Raw genomic sequence first — 15,553 nt, 5'->3', positions numbered from 1 at the left:
AAAATGGAATTTGCTAAAAAGAAGTTTGGTCAAAATTTTATAACTGATAAAAATTTGATAAACAGAATAATAGATATCCTAGATCAAGAAGAGGATCACTTAATAATTGAAATAGGGCCAGGTAGAGGGGCTTTGACGAAAGAACTTATAAATAGATTTTCAAAAGTGATTGCAATAGAAATTGATCCTGATATGGAATCTATTCTAAAGTCTGAAATTAAGTCAGAGAAGTTTGAATTAATAATAGAAGACTGTTTGGAAGTTAATTTTAAAAAACTTATTGAAGATAATAAATTTAAAAAAGTTTCATTAATATCAAATACACCTTATTACATAACTAGTGAAATAATATTTAGAACTTTAAATGTTTCTAAATTTTTAGACAAAGCAATATTTATGGTTCAAAAAGAAGTTGCCCAAAGAATTTGTGCAAAAGCAAATGAAAACAACTACAATAATCTTTCTGTTGCAGCACAACTTTATTCTGATATAAAATATGAATTCACTGTTAATAAAAATATGTTTAAGCCCATACCAAAGGTTGATTCAGCAATAATTTCATTAACTTTTAATGAAGTCAATTTAAAAAAAGTTAACGATGATGCTAAGTTTGTTGCTTTCGTAAGAAAGTTATTCAACAATAAAAGAAAAACTATTTTAAATAATCTATCAAATATAACAAATAACAAAGAAGAAGCTTTAAATGTTCTGGATAAAATATGTTTAAATCAAAACTTAAGACCAGAAAATATTGATATAGATAAGTTTATAGAAATGTACAACGAGGTATATTAGTATGTTAAAAAGTTTTGCAAAAGTAAATATCGGATTAAAAGTTGGGAAAAATATTAACGGTATGCATAAAATAAACTCTACATTTACAATTGTTAAAGATTTTTTTGATGAGATTGAAATAAGTGAATCAAACGAAAGTAAAGATACACTATTTTGTAATTTAAAAGAATTAGAAAAAGAGAATTTTATTTTTAAAGTTTTAAAAATTTTAAGAGAAGAAAAAGTAATAGATAAGTTTTACAAAATAAGAATTCAAAAAAATATACCTATTGGTTCAGGTCTTGGTGGAGGAAGCAGTAATGCTATTTGTGTTGCCAAATACTTCACAGAAGATAAAAAAATTCTTAATAAAATTGCAAAAGCAGTTGGAACAGATTGTTATTTTTTTATAAAAGGCTATGAAACAGCGGTTGTTAAAGGTTTTGGTAACAAAGTAAAAAAAAGTAAAAAAAATTATTGTATAGAATTAAAAGACTTAATTCTAACAGGAGTTAATTGTAACACCAAAGATGTCTATGAAAAATTTGATGAAATTGAAGGGTGAAAGAATAAGTATGAAAAGAATATGTTAGAAATACCTGCTCTTAAACTTTACCCAGAGTTAATTGAATACAGAGAGTTGGGAACAATGAGTGGTTCAGGATCAACTTTCATTAAAAAAACTAGTTTAAATAAATAAACTAGTTTTTTTTAATCTTAAGCATGTCTTGCACATAAATGTATATTGTCTAAGTCTTGTACAGCAATTCCTTGTTGCATTTTCATTGCCAATATACTTGCAGCTGCTCCTCCTTGGTTTGTTTTTTGCATTTCTTCAACGCATTTGAAACATGATGAATCAAAATCTTTGTTCATAGTATGCACCTCCCCAGGTATAAAAATATTTTACACTAAATCAGAAAAATCCAAAGTCCTGTTAGCTCAATTTGTAGAGAAGTTAATATCGTGAGTTGTTAATATAACTGTTCCCTTAAAGCTTTCAATAGCTTCCAATAAAGCTTCTTTAGCTAAAACATCAATATGGTTTGTGGGTTCGTCAAGAACCAATAAACTACATGGAATCATACTTAAAGCAGCCAATCTTATTCTTGTTTGCTCTCCCCCTGAAAGTTTTTCCATAGGTTGCATCATTAGTCCGCTTTTAACTCCAAACTGAGCGATTTTAGCTCTTGCTTCTGATTCTGTTATGTCTGGAAATCTGTCCATTAAATATTTTATTGGTGTTATTCCTCTTACATCTTCAATTTGTTTAAAGTAAGCATACTCAACTGCATTACCAAGTTCTACTTTACCCTCAAATGCAGGTATTTCTGTAGACATAGTTTTTAGAAATGTTGTTTTACCAATACCATTTCTACCACTGATGATACATTTTTCTCCTTCTCTAAGTTCAAAGTTTAGTTCGTGCAATAAAGCAGAATCATATCCTATAACTAGATTTTCAGCTCTAACAATAACATTAGTGCTGGGTCTTTTATAAGAGAAATTAAATTTAGGTTTAGTAAGATCTCTTCTCTCTTGCATCACATCTATTTTTTCAAGTTGTTTTTGTCTTGATTGAGCAGACTTGGCAGTTGATGCTCTAGCTTTGTTTTTTGCAACATATGTTTCTAACTTTTTAATTTCTCTTTGTTGAGCAACGAAAGCTTTATCGTATTGTTCTTTTTGAAGTTCTGCTTCTTCTAGATATTTATCATAGTTACCAACATATCTTGTTAGTTTTAAATTATCTAAAGCATAAATTATTCCACAAGTTTTATTAATAAAATCGTTATCATGAGAAACCATAATAAATGCTTTTTCAAAACTTTGTAAAAACTTAGCAAGTCATTTTACTTGTTCTAAATCTAAGAAGTTAGTAGGTTCGTCAAGTAATAAGAAGTCATCTCCACTTAATAGAAGTTTTGCCAAAATAACTTTTCCTCTTTGACCACCACTAAGTTCTGCCATTTTTCTGTCCAGTTTATCAAGTCCAATTCCCAAACCTGTAACAAGGTTACCAATTCTCTTATCAATTGAATCAAAATCATTTAAAGTTAATGTATCTTGATAAGCAAGAGCCTTAACTAAGTCTTCTTCTTTATATTCAATTGCCATATCCTCATAGATTTTATTCATTCTAGCTTCTAATTCAAAAAGATCTGCAAAAGCTCCTTTTAGATAAGAATCTACAGTCTCTTCCATATCTACTTCTTGGTGTTGATCTAAATAACCAATTTTTGTTTTGGGGTGGATTTTTAAATCACCTTTATCATGAGGCATTTTACCAGCAATAATATTTAATAATGTTGTTTTACCAGCTCCATTTGGCCCTATTAAAGCAATATGTTCTCCTCTGTTTAATCTAAAATTTGTGTTGTCATATAATTTTTTACCACCATTTGCATGTGATAAATTTTCTAAAAAAACTAGTCCCATAATTTCCTCCTGATTTTTACAATAAAAAAAGTCCTAAGACTTGAAACAAGTAATGATTAAGGTAAATACCTTAAAATCTTCAAAATAATTATATATTAATTTAAATAAATTCCCTAATTTTGCCTTAATATTTGATTTTTTTTCTATCTTTGCCAAAAATAATAAAAAAAACATTGCCTAGAAGGCCAAAAGTTTGCTAAATTATCTTGTACTTGTCCAAGACCTGCTCTCAGATTTAATGTTTTTTTTAATTTAGTAAATGCATAAAAGCAAGTCTAAAAATTTGTTATTATATTTAAGGAGACTTATAAATATGAATAAAAAAGACATTATGATTTTTGGCTTATCATCAAATAAAAGCTTAACCAAAAAAGTTTGTGATATCTTAGGAGTTGAAGAATCACAATCTAAAACATCAAAGTTCTTAGATGGAGAAATGATTGTTCAATCACTTGACTCTGTTAGAGGTCAAGAAATTTATATTATACAATCAACAAATCAACCAGTTAATGACAACATAATGGAGTTGTTAATTGCAGTAGATGCTTTCAAAAGAGCAAGTGCTGCTAAAATAAACGTAGTTATACCTTACTTTGGGTATGCAAGACAAGACAGAAAAGCAAAAGGGAGACAACCAATCACTTCTAAATTAGTTGCAAACCTTATTGAAACAGCTGGAGTTCACAGAGTTATTACTGTTGACTTACACTCAGCACAAATTATGGGATTCTTTAATATTCCTATAGATAACTTTTCTACAGCACAAATTGTGGCTTCAGAAATAGTTGAAACAATTTATGCTGATAAATTAGATCCAGAAGAATGCATACTTGTATCACCAGACCATGGAGGTCTTACAAGGGTTCACGGTGTTGCTAAATATACAGGTAACATTACAAATGGTATTGCTGTTATTGCAAAAAGACGTCCAGAACCAAATAAAGCAGAAGTAGAATTCATTTTAGGGGATGTAAAAGGAAAAACTTGTTTCATTATTGATGACATGATCGATACAGGTGGAACAATAATAAAAGGTGCTCAAGCTTTAAAAGAGCAAGGTGCAAAAGAGATTTACATCATAGCTTGTCACGGTTTATTTAATGGTGAAGCTGTTTCAAAAATGGAAGATGTAATAAATAATGGAACAGTAAAACAAGTTGTTGTAACAGATACAATTGAAATTCCAGAAGAAAGAAAATTCAAGAATCTTAAAATTATCTCTGTTGCTAAATTATTAGCAAGAATGATTCAAAGTTCATATGAAAAAAATTCTCTAACTGGAGTTTACAATGATGAACAAAATGAAATCTCAAAAAGAGTAGAAGACTATATAAAAGGATATAAAAAATAATATGGCTAAACTAATAGTTGGTTTAGGAAATCCTGGTAGCAATTATTTACAAACAAGACACAATGCAGGTTTCATTGCAATCGATGTTTTGTTAGAAAAATATGGTTTTCAAAAAAAGACAGAAGATTTCAAAGCAGAAATTTATTTCTCTAATATCAAGGGAGAAAAGGTACTTTTTGTTAAACCACAAACCTTTATGAATTTATCAGGAGAAGCTGTTATATCTATAATGAACTACTATAAAATTGAAGTTAAGGATTTTATAGTATTGTATGACGACAAAGACTTAGAGTTGTCAAAAGTAAGATTCAGAGATAATGGTAGTGCTGGTGGACATAATGGAATAAAAAATATAATAAGTCACTTAAAAACTGAAAATTTTAACAGATTAAAAATTGGAATAGGAGCTCCTGGTCAATATAAAATTGTGGATTGAGTATTGTCTAAAATGAGTTCTGAAGAAATTGATTTAATAAAAGAAAAAATAATAAAAATAGCGAGTTTCGTAGAAGATTTTATTCTAGATGAAAATCTAAAAAAAATAATGAACAAATTCAATTAAGGAGAAAAAATGAAAAAATATAATTCATTAGTTGTTGTTGGATCACAATGAGGAGACGAAGGTAAAGGGAAAATGACAGACTATTTTGCTCAAAAAGCAGATGTTGTTGTAAGGTTTGCTGGAGGAGATAACGCAGGTCATGTTATAAACTTTAATGGTCAAAAACATAAAGTAACAATAATTCCATCAGGAATATTTAATAAAAAAGTTACAAGTGTTATTGCAAATGGTTGTGTAGTAAACTTGATAAATTTAGTAAATGAATTTGAAGTAATTCAAAAAAGTGGTGTTGAATATGGAAATCTTTTAATTTCTGATAGAGTTCAATTAATTTTGCCTTACCATGTATTAATAGATGAAGCTCAAGAAGAAGCGCGTGGTGAAAATAAAATTGGAACTACAAAAAGAGGAATAGGGCCAACTTATCAAGACAAAGTTTCAAGATTGGGAATAAGACTTGGAGAATTAGAAGATGATAACTTCAAAGAAAGATTTAAATCTGTATTTGATTATCAAATGAAGTTCTTAAAAAACATGTTTGATGTTGAACCTTTAGATTTTGAAAAAACTTATAGTGATTTAATTGATGCTTATAACAAAATTAAAAATAAAGTTATTGATACTGATATCTTTATTGAAGCAGCAATTAAAGATGGAAAAAAAGTTTTATTTGAAGGAGCACAAGGAGCATTGCTTGATATAGATCACGGAACTTATCCTTATGTTACAAGTTCAAATACTTCTGCAAATAATGCTTCAACAGGAAGTGGTATCAGCCATAAATTAATAGATTCAACAATGGGTGTTGTAAAAGCATACTCAACTAGAGTTGGAGCGGGAGCTTTCCCAACAGAACTTATTAATGAAATTGGTGATGGAATCAGAGAACGTGGACATGAATATGGTTCAAACACAAAAAGACCAAGAAGAGTTGGTTGATTAGATGCTGTTGCATTAAAACATGCAATTAGAACTTCAGGAATAGATTCATTATTCATTACTTTATTGGATGTATTGTCAGGTGTTGATGAAATTAACATTTGTGTTAAATATGAATTAGATGGAAAAGAAATTTTAAGTGTTCCAAGTACTAACCAAAAATATGAAAAATGTAAACCAGTATACTTATCAAATCCTGGATGAAAAGAAGATATTACAGGTGTAACATCTTTTGATCAACTACCAGATGCAGCTAAGAATTATTTAAAAATGATAGAAAAAATTTGTGAAGTAGATATAGCAGGTTTCTCAGTAGGACCAGATAGAGAACAAACAATTATATTAGAAAACATATTTTAATAGAGGTGATAAAAAATGATAGAACGTTATGCAATAAAAGAAATTGAAAAAATTTGAGCAGATGAAAATAAATTAAACATTTGATTAGATGTAGAAAAAGAAGTTGTCAATGCTTGAGTTAAATTGGGGGTTGTTCCGGGGCAGGATGCTGAAAAAATCAGTGCAAACGCTAAAGTAAACATTCAAAGAATGTTAGAAATAGAACAAGAAACCAAACATGACGTTGTAGCATTCACAAGAATGATCTCTGAAACATTAGGTTCAGAGAAAAAATGAATTCACCTTGGACTTACATCAACAGATATAGTTGATACTGCACAAAATAAAATGATTCAACAATCTAATTTAGTTTTAAATAAAGCTTTAGAAGATTTATCAAAAGTGCTTATTGAAAAAGCTCAACAAACAAAAGAAATAATTATAATGGGAAGAACCCATGGAATGTATGGAGAACCTACATCATTGGGTTTAAAATTCCTTTTATGATTTGACGAAATACAAAGACAAATTGAGAGATTAAATCTAGCAAGAAAACAAATAGAAGTTGCAAAAATCTCTGGTTCAATGGGAAACTATGCAAATTTAGAGATTGAAGTAGAAGAATATGTTGCAGATAAAATGGACTTAAATCTAGATAATATTTCAACACAAGTTACTCAAAGAGATAGACATGCTTTCTTCATATCTGTAATTGCAAATATCGCATCTACTTTGGAAAAAATATCAACAGAAATAAGACATTTTCAAAGAAGTGAAGTACAAGAAATATGTGAAGGATTCGGAGTTGGTCAAAAAGGATCAAGCTCAATGCCTCACAAAAAGAATCCAATAAGTTCAGAAAACATCTGTGGTTTAGCAAGATATGCAAGATCTTTTGTAAATTCTTCATTAGAAAACAATGTTTTGTGACATGAAAGAGATATATCTCATAGTTCAAATGAAAGACTAGTTTTTCCTGATATTTATAATATAATTATTTATATATCAAAGAGAATGACAAACACAATTAATGACTTGGTAATTAACAAGGATAAAATTGAACTACATATTAATGAACAAAGAGGAATATTCTTTAGTCAAAGAGTATTAACACATATATTAATGAATTATGAATTTTCAAGAGAAGAAGTTTATGACTTCATTCAGAAATGTACTTTGGAGTGCCAAAGCTCAAAAAAAGAATTTAAAGACATTTTAGTTGAAAATGGAATTAAAAGTTTCATTAATGATGAAAATGAATTAAATAAACTTTTTGATATCAATTTTTTCACAAGAAATGTTGAAAAAATGTTTAGAAGGGTGATGAATAATCATGGATAATCAAAAACTAATTACTTTAATAACAGAAGAGGAAATTAAAGCTGCAATCGCAAAAGCTGGAAGTGATATTGGGAAAAAATATGAGGATCAACAACTAACTATTGTAGCTGATCTATCAAGCTCATTCATTTTCATTGCTGACTTAATTAGAGAATTACCTATTGATGTTACTATTCAATTTGTAACTACACCAAAAGAAAATGAAGATTTAATAATAGATTTAGGATTAAAACATACACTAAAAGATAAAAATGTTCTAATTGTTAATGATGTTTTAAATAAAGGAAACAGATTGGCAAGACTTTATGATTTGGTTCAAAAAGAACAACCAAACAATGTAAGTGTTATAAACCTAATTGAGAAAAATATAAAAGATAGAAATATCGAAGTAGAAAGTACATCATTATTTAAATTAGAAGATGTATTTATTGTTGGTTATGGATTAACTTATAAAGAAAGTTATAGAGGACTTAAAGGAATTTATAGTCTTTCAGTAGAAGAATAATCATGAAAAAAACTTTTTATGTAACAACACCAATTTATTACCCAAGTGGTAATCTCCATATTGGACATGCATATACTACAACTCTAGCCGATGTTGTATCAAGATATAAAAAAGAAAACGGATTTGAAGTTTTCTTTTTAACTGGTTCAGATGAACATGGACAAAAAATAGAGCAAAAAGCTCAGGAAAATAATCTTAAACCAAAAGAATATGTTGATGAAATTGTTAAAGGTTTTGTTAACTTGTGAAAAATTTTAGATATAGAATATGATCGTTTTATCAGAACAACAGATGAAGATCATGTTTTTGCCGTACAACAAATTTTTACTGAGCTTTTGGAAAAGGATTTAATTTACCCATCAACCTACAAAGGTAAATATTGCATAAGTTGTGAAGAATTTTTAACAACAGAGCAAATGGATGAGAATTTTGTTCATAATGTTTGTGGAAAAGAAGCAAAAGATTTTGAAGAAGAAACTTATATGCTTAGAGTTTCTAAATTTCAAAAATATCTACAAGATTTATTTGAAACAAATTTTTTAGAACCAGAAGCAAGAAAAAAAGAAATGCTAAATAATTTCATTAATAATGATTTAGAAGATTTATCAGTTACAAGAGTTAGCTTTAATTGAGGAATTCAAATAAAGGAAAATCCAAAACATGTTATATATGTTTGGCTTGATGCTCTTTCAAACTACATTACTGCACTTGGTTTTAAATCAAAAGATGATAGTCTTTTGAAAAAATTCTGAAGTGAAGATACGGAAATCTTACAAATCATTGGTAAAGAAATAACAAGGTTCCATTCAATTTACTGACCTGTTATGTTAGATTCTTTAGGTCTTAAAGCTCCAAATAAATTACTTTCACATGGTTGAATATTAAGTGGAGATAAAAAAATGTCTAAATCAATTGGTAATGTTTTAGATCCTGTTGAAATTATCAACACTTACTCAAGTGATGCTTTAAGGTTCTATATAATCAATAACTTACCAACAGATAAAGATGGTAGTTTTACAAATGAACTTTTTATAGAGTCATTTAATAATAATTTAGCAAACAATGTTGGAAATCTTATCTCAAGAGTTTCAAATATGATCATTAAATATTTTGACGGTATCTTGCCTAAAAAAGATATTTCAAATCATTGATTAGTAAAAAAAGGTTTGGAAACAATTGAAGACTATAAAAAAAATATGGATAAGTATGAAATGTCCGAAGCCACACAATGTGTTTTAAAATTAGGACAAGAGTGTAATAAATTTATTGAAGATTCAAAACCTTGAGCTTTAGAAAAAGAAGGAAAAAACGAAGAACTTCTTGAAGTGCTTTCTGTTTTACAAAAAAACATTGTAATAATTTCATACTTACTAAAACCAATTTTAGTAAAATCATATCCAAATATGATAAAACAAATGGGTTTAAATCCTGAATCAATCAATTTTGAAAACATAAATGGCGATTTGAGTTATGAAAAAATAATTGATAAGTTAGTTTTATTTGAAAGAATAAAATAAATTTTTAGAACGGAGGCGTGCATATGCAAGCTGATATAGTTGTTGTTGGTGCAGGCCATGCCGGAGTTGAAGCTGCTTTGGCTTCTGCAAGACTAGGTAAAAAAACAATTCTTGTAAATCTTTACAAAGATAAAATAGCTACAATGCCATGCAACCCATCGGTTGGAGGGCCTGCAAAAGGTATTGTTGTAAGAGAAATTGATTCTCTTGGTGGAGAAATGGGTAAAGCAGCTGACGCAACTGCATTGCAAATGAAACTTTTAAACTCTTCAAGAGGTCCTGGTATTTGAGCTTTGAGAGCACAATCAGATAAAATTGAGTATTCAAAGTATATGCAAAAAGTTGTTGAACAACAAGAAAACTTAGAACTATATGTTGGTGTGGTAAAAGATATATCATTAGACACTAATAATAAAGTTAAGTCAGTTCTTTTAGAAGATGGGACTGAAATTTTTTGTGACGCTGTTGTTCTAACAACAGGAACATATTTATCTTCTCTTATATATAGGGGTGAAGAAAAATATGAAGGTGGACCTAATGATGAAATAACAACTAAATCTCTAAGTCAAACTCTAGTTAACTTAGGTTTAAAAACTTTTAGATTCAAAACAGGAACACCACCAAGAGTTAAAATTAATTCTATCGACTTATCAAAAGCAATTATTGAACCAGGTACAAACGAAGACTTAGCATTTTCTTTTTCTACAAAAAAATTTATACCTTTTGAAGAACAAGAAGTTTGTTATTTAATACATTCAACTCCAGAAACAAAAAAAATTATTGAAGATAATTTACACAAGTCAGCAATGTACTCAGGACAAATCGAATCAGTTGGACCAAGATATTGTCCTAGTTTTGAAGATAAAATAGTAAGATTCAACACAAAAGAAACTCATCAAATATTTTTAGAACCAGAATCAAAATCTTTAGATACATTTTATGTTCAAGGATTTTCAACTTCAATGCCAATAGATGTTCAAGATCAAATGTTGAGAAGTCTACCTGGTTTTGAAAATGTTGTTGTTGATAAATGAGCATATGCAATTGAATATGATTGTGTTGATCCTCAACAATTAAAACTATCTTTAGAATTAAAATTAATTGAAAACTTATTTTTAGCTGGACAAATTAACGGAACTAGTGGTTATGAAGAAGCTGCGGGACAAGGTTTAATTGCTGGTATAAATGCTGTTAGAAAAATTGACGGTAAAGATCCTTTAATTCTAAAAAGAAATGAATCATACATAGGTGTAATGATTGATGATTTAATTAATAAAGGTGTAATAGAACCATATAGACTTTTAACAAGTAGAGCAGAAAATAGATTAACATTAAGAAATGATAACTCAGAAATGAGATTAAGAAAATATGGACATGAAGTTGGACTTATTTCAGAATCACAATGAAATGAACATTTAGAATTTGAAAAAGAGATTTTTAATAAAATAGAATTATTAAAAGAAATAAGATTTAGTCCCAAAACAGAATTAGCTTTAGAATTAAAAGAAAAAGATCAGGCAAACTTAAATCAAGGTTTCAGTGCTTATGAAATCCTAAAACAACCAAAGGTAGATATTAATATCTTTAAAAAATATATTAAAGAATTAAATGATTTATCAAAACAACAATTACAAACTCTACTTATATTAATAAGGTTTGAGGGTTACATAAAAAAAGAAAATGAAACTATTGATAAGTTTATTAAATTGGAAAGTAAACAAATTCCAAAAGATATAGATTATTCAAAAGTAGAAAACATTGCTGTTGAAGCAAGACAAAAATTGGAAAAAGTTAGACCAAACTCAATTGGTCAAGCATCTAGAATAACGGGTGTAAACCCCGCAGATATTCAAATGCTACTTTTCCATTTAAAGAAAAAATACAACGAGGTATAAAAGCATGGTTAAGGTAAATAAAAAAAATAAAGCAAAAAATAAAATTTTTGAATTTCTTTCAGTTTTTTCAATGACCTTTGGAATCGTTGTAGGGAGTGGAATATATTTAAAAAATGCTGGAGCAAATGGTGTTCTTGCACAAGCTGGAAAGAATCCTTACCTAGCTATATCAATTTGAGTTTTAATGGCAGTATTTTGTTGTATGATGATGCTTGCATTCATAGAAATATCTTCATCAACTAAAAAAGGAGATCACAATACTCTAACTGCTTGAGCTGGAAGATTTGTTGGAAGAAGATACGGTTCTTTGGTAACAATTTTATATGCACTTATCTATTTACCAGTTTTAATAATAATTGGATCTCTATTTACAACAAGTAGTTTTTTTCAAGCTTTAGATATTATTTATAGTTATTCAAAAGGAGATGAAAATGCAAAACTAATGACTCCAGATGTAAGAGTTACAGTTGAAATTTTTACAGCAGCAACTATGCTAGTTCTATTTCAAGTGCTAAATACTTATACTTCAAAACCAGGAAAAATTTTACAAACAACTTTATCTTTTTTAAAGTTTATACCTTTACTTACAGTTCTTATTGCAGGAATTACATTGTTTGCAATGGGTGAAAAAAGTTCATTTTCCCCAGAAAATGTTCGCCCTATAAAAATTAATAATGTATTTATGACAATGGTACCTATAATGTTTGCATTTGATGGTTTCTTAGACTCTGCGGCAATACAAAAAGATTGTGAACATAAAGAAGTGGTTGCTCCTGCTATGATGACAGGTATAATTGCTGTTTCTGTGTTTTACATAGTAATAAGTGTAGCTATATTTATGGGAGCAGAAGATGGTAATATACTAAATATTTTTAAAGGAATTGATTCAAGGGCTCACTTTGCTTTCAATTTAATCATAACTATAACTCTTTTAACAATGGTTAATGCTTATAGTATCATTTATCCAATAGTAATTAGAGCATCAATTGAAGAAAAATTTATATATTCAAAAAATGGAGCAGAGCTTTCAAAAGTTAAATCAAGTTGAATAGCAATGGCAATAGTTGGTGTATTTTTTACTATGTTTGTTGCTTCTGGTTTGCTATTACCTAATTCGGTCACTAGAGATCAAGGGGGGTATCTTTATACAGCTTATTTATCTTCTGATTCAACAATAATAATTGTCTATTTATTGGATATACCAATACTAATAAACATGTTGATAAATAGAAAAACTAAGAAAGTAGAAGTTAGAAAAGTAAAAGGAGCTTATTTTGCTGCTGTATTTTCTTCTTCAATGTTAATATTTATGCTTGGTTTTATTTATTACTTAAACATTTTACAACCTTTGATAACTGGTAAAAATTTAGTTGGTTCAATTATGTGATTTGTATTTATAATAATATTAGTGGTATCTTGAATAATTAATGAATCTATAATTTCTAAAAACAATATAGATCAAAATGATTTTTATTTAAGACTAAATCCAAAGAACTGATTTAATTACAATAGAGAAAAAAGTGTAGCTGAATTTAAAAATAAAGGGGTAACAAAAAATGATAAAGGTAAATAAAAAAAATAAAGCAAAAAATAAAGCTTTTGAATTCCTTACTATTTTTTCAATGGTATTTGGAGTTGTTGTTGGTGGAGGAATCTATCTAAAAAACTCTGGTGAGAATGGTGTTCTTGCACAAGCTGGAAACAACCCTTATTTGGCATTAGCTGTTTGAGTTTTTATTGGTGTTCTTTGTTCTTTGATGATGCTAACATTTATCGAAGCAGCTTCATCTAAAACAAAATCAGGACATTCAACTGCACAAAGTTGAGCAAACACTTTTGTTAATAGAAAAACAGCATCATTATTTTCAATAATGTATATTTGTATGTATCTTCCAATTCTTACAAGTATTGGAGCATTGTTTGTTGTTAAAACATTCTTTGAAGGTATAGAAGTTTTCACAAACACTTCATTTGTTTCAACTATGGGTAGAGAGGGGTTTATGGCTCTAAAAATATTCTTATCTACAGTTATTTTAGTAGGTTTTTCATTAATGAATATTTATACGCAAAAACCAAGTAAGTTAATTCAAAGTGTACTTACATTCGTTAAATTTATACCTTTACTTTGTGTTGTAATCGGGGGATTCGCAATCTTTATTAAAGATCCGAGTGGAGAGAATTCATTTAATCAATGACACAATGGTCAACATGATAATGTAAATGGATTTAATTTATTCTTTGCAACAGCTGTTCCGATATTATTTGCATTTGATGGATTTATCTATGCAGCAACATTACAAAAAGATTGTGAACATAAAGAAGTGGTTGCTCCTGCAATGCTTAGTGCAATTATTGCAGTTACTATATTTTATGTGTTGATAACAGTTGGGATATTTTTTGGTGCTAAAGACGGAGATATATTTAAATTCTTTGACACTCTGTTTAAAGAAAACCCATGAGTATCATTATTATTTAAAGTAATAATAACTTGTACTTTATTTACTGTAGTAAACGGTTATACAACTCTTATACCAAAAACAGTTCAATCAGCTGTTGAAGAAGGATTTATATTTAGCAAGTCAGAAAAAAAAGATATAAGTATTCAAAAAGCAGGTTACATTGGTATGGCAATTACATTATCTGTTTACACTTTATTCCTTATTATTTCAATAGCTATTGGCTATGCAAATGGAGATAAAGATAAAGAAATAAATTATTTCCTTGTAGCAGATTTGGCATCAAGTAGCACGGTAATATTTGCTTTCATAGCTTATTTAATTATTATGATTGGTGTTTTACACAACAGAAGAACAAATAAAGTTGAAGTTAGAAAAGTTAAGGGAGGGTTTGTTATAGGAATAATAACAACAATTCTTGTAACTATAATGGTTGGATATATTTGTTATGTATATTTAATTGATAGATTACTTCCAGATTCAAAAGGAAGCATAATAGATCCAATACTATTAATTGTGTTTTCTATAATTATATTTATTTCTTGAGTTATCAATGAATGTTTATTTTCAAAGCAAGATATTGATAACAATGATTTTATTTTAAGAATCAACCCAAAAAACTGATTCAAATACAACAAAGAATTAGAAATAGAAAAATTTAAAAGCAAAAGTAATGTAAAATAAAAAAGGCGCAGGCTTTTTTTATTTTTTTTAGGAGGCAAAATGAACTGAGACAGATTTAATGATTTGAAAATAGAACTTAATGATTTACAAAGAGAAAATCTTATAAAGTATAAAAACATTCTCCAAGAAGAAAACAAAATTCATAATCTAACAGCGATAGTAGAAGATCAAGAAATAATTGATAAGCACTTTTATGATTCTTTGATATTCACAAATGTTTTTAATCCAGAGGGACTTTCTATATTAGATATAGGAACAGGTGCTGGCTTTCCGGGATTGGTATTAAAAATAATTTTTCCCAAAGCAAAAATTTATTTATTAGAATCAAATGGAAAAAAAATAAATTTTTTAAATAAGGTTATACAAGAATTAGATTTAAAAGATGTTTGAACTTTAAATGAAAGAGCTGAAGAATATAGTTTAGATAATAAAGAAAAGTTTGATGTAATAATTTCAAGAGCTATGGCACCATTAAATATTCTGTTAGAAGTTGGTGTACAAGCTTTAAAAGTTGATGGTACATTCATTTGTTTAAAAGCAAAAAATGTAAACAACGAAATACAAGATTTAAATGGTCAAGAAAAAAAACTTGGTTTAATGCTTGAACAAAGACAAGAGTTACAAGATGATGTTTTAGGTGAGAGAAATAACTTATTTTACAAAAAGCAAAAAGTAACACCATCAGAATATCCAAGACTTTATAGTCAAATAAGAAAAAGACCATTAGGAAAATAAGAGATATTTAAGATAT

14 protein-coding genes are annotated in these 15,553 nt (G+C 28.2%); 12 read left to right on the top strand and 2 right to left on the bottom strand.

Annotated features, from left to right (window positions below; translation table 4 throughout):
- Positions 1-3 precede the first annotated feature (3 nt).
- Positions 4-795: a 16S rRNA (adenine(1518)-N(6)/adenine(1519)-N(6))-dimethyltransferase RsmA gene (rsmA, locus tag SBIUS_RS04315; RefSeq protein ID WP_162685242.1), complete on the top strand. Its 792-nt coding sequence runs from the start codon at positions 4-6 to the stop codon at positions 793-795.
- Between the two features lies 1 nt (position 796).
- The gene (locus SBIUS_RS04310) at positions 797-1,474 is read left to right on the top strand and encodes a hypothetical protein (RefSeq protein WP_162685241.1); all 678 of its coding nucleotides are present in this window, start codon (positions 797-799) and stop codon (positions 1,472-1,474) included.
- A gap of 17 nt (positions 1,475-1,491) precedes the next feature.
- On the opposite strand, the gene SBIUS_RS04440 is transcribed toward SBIUS_RS04310, so the two are convergent.
- Complete coding sequence (locus tag SBIUS_RS04440) at positions 1,492-1,650, bottom strand: hypothetical protein (RefSeq protein WP_203352880.1); 159 nt, start codon at positions 1,648-1,650, stop codon at positions 1,492-1,494.
- 30 nt (positions 1,651-1,680) lie between these two features.
- A complete protein-coding gene (locus SBIUS_RS04305) occupies positions 1,681-3,213 on the bottom strand; it encodes an ABC-F family ATP-binding cassette domain-containing protein (RefSeq protein WP_162685240.1) in 1,533 nt (510 codons plus the stop codon).
- A gap of 313 nt (positions 3,214-3,526) precedes the next feature.
- Here SBIUS_RS04305 and SBIUS_RS04300 point away from each other — a divergent pair, with 313 nt between their 5' ends.
- The 10 genes from SBIUS_RS04300 to rsmG are packed head-to-tail and all read left to right on the top strand — an operon-like array spanning position 3,527 to position 15,537.
- The gene (locus SBIUS_RS04300; RefSeq protein WP_162685239.1) at positions 3,527-4,564 is read left to right on the top strand and encodes a ribose-phosphate pyrophosphokinase; all 1,038 of its coding nucleotides are present in this window, start codon (positions 3,527-3,529) and stop codon (positions 4,562-4,564) included.
- Between the two features lies 1 nt (position 4,565).
- Positions 4,566-5,126: an aminoacyl-tRNA hydrolase gene (gene pth, locus SBIUS_RS04295; RefSeq protein ID WP_162685238.1), complete on the top strand. Its 561-nt coding sequence runs from the start codon at positions 4,566-4,568 to the stop codon at positions 5,124-5,126.
- Between the two features lie 9 nt (positions 5,127-5,135).
- Positions 5,136-6,425, top strand: coding sequence for an adenylosuccinate synthase (locus SBIUS_RS04290; RefSeq protein WP_162685237.1), 1,290 nt, complete (start codon positions 5,136-5,138; stop codon positions 6,423-6,425).
- A 15-nt stretch (positions 6,426-6,440) separates the two neighbouring features.
- Positions 6,441-7,745: an adenylosuccinate lyase gene (gene purB / locus SBIUS_RS04285; protein ID WP_162685236.1), complete on the top strand. Its 1,305-nt coding sequence runs from the start codon at positions 6,441-6,443 to the stop codon at positions 7,743-7,745.
- The gene (locus SBIUS_RS04280; protein ID WP_162685235.1) at positions 7,738-8,250 is read left to right on the top strand and encodes a phosphoribosyltransferase; all 513 of its coding nucleotides are present in this window, start codon (positions 7,738-7,740) and stop codon (positions 8,248-8,250) included. Before purB ends, SBIUS_RS04280 begins: the two co-directional genes overlap by 8 nt.
- A gap of 2 nt (positions 8,251-8,252) precedes the next feature.
- Entirely contained in the window at positions 8,253-9,767 is a 1,515-nt protein-coding gene (metG, locus tag SBIUS_RS04275; RefSeq protein WP_162685234.1) for a methionine--tRNA ligase, read from the top strand.
- A 23-nt stretch (positions 9,768-9,790) separates the two neighbouring features.
- Positions 9,791-11,662: a tRNA uridine-5-carboxymethylaminomethyl(34) synthesis enzyme MnmG gene (gene mnmG / locus SBIUS_RS04270; protein ID WP_162685233.1), complete on the top strand. Its 1,872-nt coding sequence runs from the start codon at positions 9,791-9,793 to the stop codon at positions 11,660-11,662.
- Positions 11,663-11,666: 4 nt separating this feature from the next.
- Complete coding sequence (locus SBIUS_RS04265) at positions 11,667-13,235, top strand: amino acid permease (protein ID WP_162685232.1); 1,569 nt, start codon at positions 11,667-11,669, stop codon at positions 13,233-13,235.
- Complete coding sequence (locus SBIUS_RS04260; protein WP_162685231.1) at positions 13,219-14,802, top strand: APC family permease; 1,584 nt, start codon at positions 13,219-13,221, stop codon at positions 14,800-14,802. The genes SBIUS_RS04265 and SBIUS_RS04260 overlap by 17 nt, the downstream gene beginning before the upstream one ends.
- A 39-nt stretch (positions 14,803-14,841) precedes the next feature.
- Complete coding sequence (gene rsmG / locus SBIUS_RS04255; protein ID WP_162685230.1) at positions 14,842-15,537, top strand: 16S rRNA (guanine(527)-N(7))-methyltransferase RsmG; 696 nt, start codon at positions 14,842-14,844, stop codon at positions 15,535-15,537.
- Positions 15,538-15,553: the final 16 nt, after the last annotated feature.

Origin of the sequence: Spiroplasma sp. BIUS-1, from assembly GCF_010365805.1 — a bacterium.
Classification (GTDB): Bacteria; Bacillota_I; Bacilli_A; order Mycoplasmatales; family Mycoplasmataceae; genus Spiroplasma_A.
Note: the sequence above shows the minus strand (reverse complement) of the source record. Positions and strands in the feature narration are given on the sequence as shown.